Consider the following 6,119-nt stretch of genomic DNA (forward strand, 5'->3'; position numbering starts at 1 on the left):
GGCGCAGTGTTGAACCGCAACACTGCGCCTTTTGGGGTGTTCTGGGAGGCATCTGGTTGGGCATGCGGCAGCCGCTGGATCGTCATTGATACCGAATACCTGCGCCAGCATGTGGCCCGCTATGCCCTGTTGTCCGCCGATACATGGCGGCAACGGCTGCTCGATGCAGGCGTGGAGGTGGATTGAGGTGCGATTGAGTGTTCGGTTTCCTGGGTTGATGCTGTGGCATGCGGTGGCGGTACTGGCCGCCGTGTTCGCGGCGAAAGCCCTGCTGTACTGGGCTGCGGACTGGCTGGTACTGGGGCCACTCTACAGCGTTTTTTTTGCCCACGCTGGCGCATTTTTGGCCTAGTTAGACACTCCCCAGCAGGCGGTCGATGCAGTGCACCACCTGCATACTGGCGTTTTCCATGCTTTGGAGCTGCTCGACCATCTCTTTGATATTGTCCTGTTCACGCGCGTGTAGAGCTGCCTTGCCACTCTCGTGTACCTGCTTGTGCGGCCCATCTAGTTCACGAAAAGCCGGCTTGTGGGAGAATAGCTCGGCTCCTTGTCCCTCGACATACCACTTACCCAACCTGCACTGCCGATGGTCACTGACCGGCTCGTGAAAGTGCTGCTGTTCAATAAGCCGATAGATGGTGTTCTTCCAAACAGCGTGATCCAGCTTGGTGGTATTGAGGAAAGAGGTAGTTGCTGCACCGTGTATCACCTGCTGCATCCGGCCAGATTGCGTCAACACCTGGGTCACGACCACCTCGATCTGTGAGGAGGATGCCGCAACTTCAGCTGCGCTGGCCTGGTTATCGTCAATGATCAGCTTAATCTCCTGCGCCTGAGCCACTATCTGCCTGACCAGCACTTCAATCTGGCCGCTGGCCTCGTGGGCCTTGCTCGCCAGCTGTCGCACCTCATCTGCCACCACGGCAAACCCTCGTCCAGCTTCACCGGCTCTGGCCGCTTCAATGGCGGCATTAAGTGCCAGCAAGTTGGTCTGATCAGAGATACCCTGGATAGCAGCTACGAACTGATTGATGGCCGATGTACTGACATCAAGCTGATGGACGGCCTTCAGGCTACGGGCTGCTTCATCCGTGATGGCATGGGCTCGCCCGGAGAGGCGGATGATGGCATCACGGGTCTGGGCAAACAGCTGATCCAGCTCAGAAAGCGTTCTATTCTCCGCCATCAGGTGCTCGGCGCTGCCCGCTAGCGCCTCCCGCACACTCTGCAACATCTCGCCCCCCTGGTTCTGGCAGGTGAGCACCTGATTGAAGAGTTCGTTTCGTTCCCGGCTGCTACGTTGCATGTGTTCATACTCCCCGATAGTGGCCAGCAGTTCAGTTAACTTGGCCTGATGTTGCTGCTCCTTGAGCTGCAAGACCTCCCTGAGCTGTTGATTCTCTTTTTTAAGTTTGCTGTTGAACCACATAAGACCTCTAGATAGATGCCAATAAAGCAGTCATTCTGCCACAGAGAGCGGATGCTGACTGCGTATAAGGGGGCGTTACGTTAAATCGGACGCCCTTTTTGCTGCTGGTCATCCTGCAAGATGACTTGTTTTGCTAGGCGTTATCTCCCATCCTGCGCCGCACTATCCCTTGTCTCGGAATCTCCCCCATGGAAACCATTACCCATCCCACCCTGGTACAACTGGTGGCGGCCGGTGCTGTTCGTGTCGTGATCGCAGTTGGCCAACCTGGCGGCTGGACGCTGCTGGTGCGCTACGGTCTAGCCGAACGTGCCCTGGCCGCCCAGCGCAGCAAGCAGCTCAGAGTTTTTCGCAAGCTCGATACCCTGGTTCTCTACCTGCAGCAGATCGGGGTTTGCCGGTTCGAGGTGGATGCCACGGGCTTCATGGGTGCCCCGAGACAGATCAGGAGCTCTTGAACATAAAAGGCGTTATGCGCACCGGGTTTTGGACCCATCACGTGCAATGTCGGCCGTGGACATTGATCCATCCAGCGCCGGTTTGAGACCCCCGCGACGCTTTCTGGATGGGTCCTGCGTTATCATGCGAACAAGTGCCACTCAGACGGAGCAGAACAGCTCTGGTGGGGCCTGTGCGGCGCACGTTGACCGGGTTTGCAGCATGGCGTGACCGATGTTATTGTGTAATTACAAATGCAATTACTTGGTGTATGGCTATGGGCACGATCAATCTTCGCATCGACGACGATCTTAAGACTCGTTCGTATGCTGTCCTTGAAAAACTGGGCGTAACCCCCTCGGAGCTGCTGCGGCAAACCCTGGAGTATGTTGCTTCCCAGGAGCGGTTGCCGTTTCGGACGACCGTGGTAACGGAGGATGAGGAGGCGCTGCTTGCCCTCGTTCGTGAGCGGCTGGCCAGCCCCCAGAAAGGGATCAGGGTGTCGCTGGATGACCTTTGAGCTTGAGTTCGATCCACGAGCGTGGAAGGAGTGGAAGAAGCTGGGTGATACCGTGCGCCAGCAGTTCAAAAAGAAGCTCGCAGAGGTACTGGAGCGACCGAGGGTCGAGGCCAACCGCCTGCATGGGCTGCCGGACTGCTACAAGATCAAGCTGCGTGGGGCGGGTTATCGGTTGGTTTACCAGGTGCAGGATGAGCGGGTGCTGGTATTCGTGGTCGCGGTGGGGAAACGAGAGCGGGAGCAGGTGTATCTGGACGCGGGATCGCGTGTGAATAGCTGATAAATGCCACTGCTTATCCTGTGCGGATAACGCAGGCACTGCGCGGGTTTGCGGACGTTGCGGCAGCGGCAGCAGTGCGGTAACGTACTGTCCAGAAAAGACAAACCCCGAATCTCTGCGATCAACTTGGCGGAAGAGTGCAGAAAGTTCGGGGCCGTGACTTAATCACATGAGAAGTCTATCACATGGATCACATCAAACAACCCTCCTGCACCGCCAATAAGCGCGGTGCCAGATGGTAAAACCAGCGCTTCTAGCTGCTGCATTCGTCGAACGTCTCCCTCGTCGCCCTTACTGCACTAATGATAAATCGTCAGGGCTGCTCATTCGTCCGCAGGCTACCGCACTGGGCTATCTCCACATCCAGTACAACCCGCCTCCGCATGTATCCTCCTTGGTGTTCGACTTGGACAAGCCGGACGGTTACCACGCGTGGAAGGATGCAGGCTTGCCAGCCCCGCACTGGATCAGCGTTAACCGCACGAACGGCCATGCCCATATCGGGTATATGCTGGCGGCCCCTGTAGCCCGAACCAGTGCAGCACGGCAAAAGCCGTTGCGCTATCTGGCGGCCATAGAACATGTTCTAGCGAAGCGGCTGGGGGCTGACATGGGGTATGCAGGGCTGATCACCAAAAACCCTACCCATAGCGATTGGCTCACCGTCTGGCACCAAATCGAGCCCTACAGCCTCGACTACCTCGCCGAGTTCTGCCCTGATGCCGATTTGTCGGCCTACAGCCGCCGCAGTCGCAAAGAAGCGACCGGGCTAGGCCGTAACGTCACTGTGTTCGACAACGTGCGTGAATGGGCCTACAGCGCCGTTAGAGAGTTCTGGCGGCCTAACGGGTATGAGGCTTGGGCCGATGCGGTGAGAACGGCTTGTGAGAGCGCCAATGCGTTTGGACGGGAGCAGGGCGGCCCGCTTCCTGTGTCGGAGATCAAGGCCACGGCCAAGAGTGTCGCCCGTTGGGTATGGAATCGATTCACCCCCGCCGGGTTTAGCCAGGTGCAGGCGCATCGAGGTGCGAAGGGCGGGCGCATTGGTGGCAAGGTGTCAAAGGGCGGGGGACGGCCTCGTAATAGCGGCAGGGCTGCCGAGTTGTTGCCAGAGGTACTCAGGCTCAAGGCTATGGGTTACAGCAACCGCGATATTGCCGAAGAGCTGGGGATCGGTTCGGCAAGTGTTAGCCGCTACCTCTCCAACATTTCACCAGAGTGATCCAGAAACAAAGCCTTATCAGATAACAGCGCCCGCAGGGCGTTGTTATCGCCCTAAATGAATCTATATAGAGAGCGGCTTGGCGAGGGGGGGTTACTGCGTCCGCCCGTCCATCAGGAGCTTGTCCCCCTGTGGGCGGCAGCAGTTATCCATGGAGCAGTCTTTGTCTTGACGGCATGGGCTGCTCGCGTAAAATCAAATTTCGATTTTGATCTTTCAGATTAAGGATTTGATTGTGCAGGAACGAGACGCCAAGACCGTGTTCGACCTTGGGGGCTTCTCCAAAGCCCTGATCGTCCCGACCCCGATGGGGGCGGGCTACCATCTTCACCTGGTACGCTTCGGGAAGGGAGGGGAAACGGAAGTGCTCGAGCGGCAGCGCGGCGGCTGGCGGGTCTTCACGACCATCGATGCGGCCGCGAACACCGCGAACCAGATCGGCTTTCGCCGCATCGAGGTAGACCTCAGCAGCCGCCGCTAGGCGGCTACATGCCCATATCAGAAGAAGAGTCTACAGTTCTGTCCCGTAGCTTCCGGCCCGTCTCTTTGACCTCTTTCGGCCAATCGATCCCATCAGCGGCCTGTGCCGCCCTTGCCGATGGCATCAGCACGTTCACGACCCGATCCGCCAGCTTCGCCCATGCTCCCGATGTCCCAATGCTCTCTAGGCCGCTCCTAGCGGCATCTTTCAACTCTTGGTCTTGTGGTGCTTCAACTATTGCGACAAAAGCGTCTAGCACGCCCCCAAGGGCCTTCAGCGCCCGATCCTGAACTCTTGAGATGGCCTCATCTAAATAGCCATGCACCTCTTTAACCGCCTGCTCTAGCCGACCCAGCAGCTCTGTTTGTTTCCGCTCTTCGTCTCTCAGGGCCTCCATCTTGTCCTCTCCGGCCCTGATCTCGGCGGCCTGCGCCTCGGCCCTGTCGCGCAGCTCCTTGAGGCGGGCCTCTGCGGCGTCGATCTCAGCGGCTCGCTCGGTCGTCATGGTCAGGTAGTCCAGCCGCTGCTGCGCAAGCATATCGAACCCATACAGGGCACTTTGCTTTGCCACTTGAGTGAGCTGGGCTTTGGTGTAAAGCGGATCGCCCTTTCCGATCATCGTTGTCTTGTGCTCTGCCTTAACCGCCTCAACGATGGCTGTCACGGGGGCCATCTTCGGTCTCTGGACTGGTGGTGCCGTCACCTGCTCTGCGATCAGGGAGGCGGCTCGCTTCTTCGCCTTGTACTCCGCATTCGGGAGCCGCGCTCGCTTAGGCCCTGTTCGCAGGAGGCCGAAAGGAGCTGATATGGTGTGGATCTCGTCCTGCCATGCGCTCATGGCATCGCTGTAAGCCTGCGTCTGTAGCCCCTTGCGTTCTCCCCGTGCATAGGCCGCTTTCTCTGCTGACCAACCCTGATGCACCACACCGAAACTCTCACCTGGAAGTGGCACCAGGTAGAAGTGGCAGTGTCGGTAAGTCTCGTCGGTGTGCTCCACGACCGACAGCAACCGATCTCCGTACTTCTGCTTCAAGTGCTTGATGATCGCTTTCCTGTACTCCGGCCAGCGGTCATCTGGAAAGTCCTCGGGCACACTGAACACCCCAGCAGCTATGCAGTGCCCGTCGATCCGGTACTTTTTACCCTTGGGGTCTTTAGCCTGTTCCGCCCACTCGACAGCCTTTTCCAGTGCTTGTGATGGGGTCACACCATAGCGGATGATCGGGGGCCGGATCGTGCTCGGGTCGTCAAAGTGCTTGCAGGCTTCGGGTTTGCGCTCGGCCTCGTTAATGATGTCCTGCGCCGATCTCCCATCACCCTTGGCACTCGCTTTCCTTGCATACCCGTCGAGATGCGCGAACTGATAACCGGACATAGAGACCTCCATCAAAAGACCGCCATCAGAGTACCACACCGATAGGTAATAGTGGGGGCCTAAAGATAAACATAGCGAATGACTATGTTTATGCGTTTGAGTCCTTCGTCCTCAAACACATAAACGCGGCCCTGCGGGGCAAAAAACTGCCGGCAGGCGTTTGGGATCGTACCGAGTTGAGATGGCTGACTGTCCATTTTACGGGGGTAGACCACCGGATCTGCTCCACACCGGTTCGGCCTGTTTCGGCCTCTAAAACCGCCCTGGAATCGTCATAAACTTTCAGCGCAAAAAGGCGCAGTGTTGAACCGCAACACTGCGCCTTTTGGGGTGTTCTGGGAGGCATCTGGTTGGGCATGCGGCAGCCGCTG

The 6,119-nt window shown here is 58.0% G+C and carries 8 protein-coding genes; 6 read left to right on the forward strand and 2 right to left on the reverse strand.

All coding sequences use genetic code 11. The features are described 5' to 3' along the window. Positions 1-186 (forward strand): hypothetical protein (locus OKB87_RS23335; protein WP_270828612.1); only part of this gene is annotated, 186 nt, incomplete at its 5' end. Positions 187-352: 166 nt separating this feature from the next. Here OKB87_RS23335 and OKB87_RS23340 read toward each other — a convergent pair. Next, on the reverse strand, positions 353-1,432 hold the full coding sequence (locus tag OKB87_RS23340) for a methyl-accepting chemotaxis protein (protein ID WP_059167481.1): 1,080 nt from the start codon (positions 1,430-1,432) through the stop codon (positions 353-355). Positions 1,433-1,620: 188 nt separating this feature from the next. Between OKB87_RS23340 and OKB87_RS23345 the strand changes: the two genes are divergently transcribed. The 5 genes from OKB87_RS23345 to OKB87_RS23365 all read left to right on the forward strand — a co-directional run bounded on the left by OKB87_RS23345 (position 1,621) and on the right by OKB87_RS23365 (position 4,373). Beyond that, positions 1,621-1,890 carry a hypothetical protein gene (locus tag OKB87_RS23345; protein WP_039062313.1) on the forward strand — a complete coding sequence of 90 codons (270 nt, stop codon included), beginning with the start codon at positions 1,621-1,623 and terminating at the stop codon, positions 1,888-1,890. 257 nt (positions 1,891-2,147) lie between these two features. Beyond that, entirely contained in the window at positions 2,148-2,390 is a 243-nt protein-coding gene (locus OKB87_RS23350) for a type II toxin-antitoxin system RelB/DinJ family antitoxin (RefSeq protein ID WP_026080514.1), read from the forward strand. Then, positions 2,380-2,670 carry a type II toxin-antitoxin system RelE family toxin gene (locus OKB87_RS23355; protein WP_017411297.1) on the forward strand — a complete coding sequence of 97 codons (291 nt, stop codon included), beginning with the start codon at positions 2,380-2,382 and terminating at the stop codon, positions 2,668-2,670. The genes OKB87_RS23350 and OKB87_RS23355 overlap by 11 nt, the downstream gene beginning before the upstream one ends. 235 nt (positions 2,671-2,905) lie before the next feature. Then, positions 2,906-3,892: a replication initiation protein gene (locus OKB87_RS23360; RefSeq protein ID WP_059167478.1), complete on the forward strand. Its 987-nt coding sequence runs from the start codon at positions 2,906-2,908 to the stop codon at positions 3,890-3,892. A gap of 235 nt (positions 3,893-4,127) precedes the next feature. Continuing rightward, positions 4,128-4,373, forward strand: coding sequence for a hypothetical protein (locus OKB87_RS23365; RefSeq protein WP_059167479.1), 246 nt, complete (start codon positions 4,128-4,130; stop codon positions 4,371-4,373). 4 nt (positions 4,374-4,377) lie between these two features. Here OKB87_RS23365 and OKB87_RS23370 read toward each other — a convergent pair whose 3' ends face one another. Further along, positions 4,378-5,748: a hypothetical protein gene (locus OKB87_RS23370; RefSeq protein WP_059167480.1), complete on the reverse strand. Its 1,371-nt coding sequence runs from the start codon at positions 5,746-5,748 to the stop codon at positions 4,378-4,380. Positions 5,749-6,119: the final 371 nt, after the last annotated feature.

Origin of the sequence: Aeromonas sp. Y318-1 (assembly GCF_027706125.1) — a bacterium.
Classification (GTDB): domain Bacteria; phylum Pseudomonadota; class Gammaproteobacteria; order Enterobacterales; family Aeromonadaceae; genus Aeromonas; species Aeromonas hydrophila.

Bases quoted from the DNA above. Each gene is read 5' to 3' on its own strand.
- OKB87_RS23340 (WP_059167481.1), bottom strand. From the start codon at position 1,432: ATGTGGTTCAACAGCAAACTTAAAAAAGAGAATCAACAGCTCAGGGAG.
- OKB87_RS23345 (WP_039062313.1), top strand. From the start codon at position 1,621: ATGGAAACCATTACCCATCCCACCCTGGTACAACTGGTGGCGGCCGGT.
- OKB87_RS23350 (WP_026080514.1), top strand. From the start codon at position 2,148: ATGGGCACGATCAATCTTCGCATCGACGACGATCTTAAGACTCGTTCG.
- OKB87_RS23355 (WP_017411297.1), top strand. From the start codon at position 2,380: ATGACCTTTGAGCTTGAGTTCGATCCACGAGCGTGGAAGGAGTGGAAG.
- OKB87_RS23360 (WP_059167478.1), top strand. From the start codon at position 2,906: ATGGTAAAACCAGCGCTTCTAGCTGCTGCATTCGTCGAACGTCTCCCT.
- OKB87_RS23370 (WP_059167480.1), bottom strand. From the start codon at position 5,748: ATGTCCGGTTATCAGTTCGCGCATCTCGACGGGTATGCAAGGAAAGCG.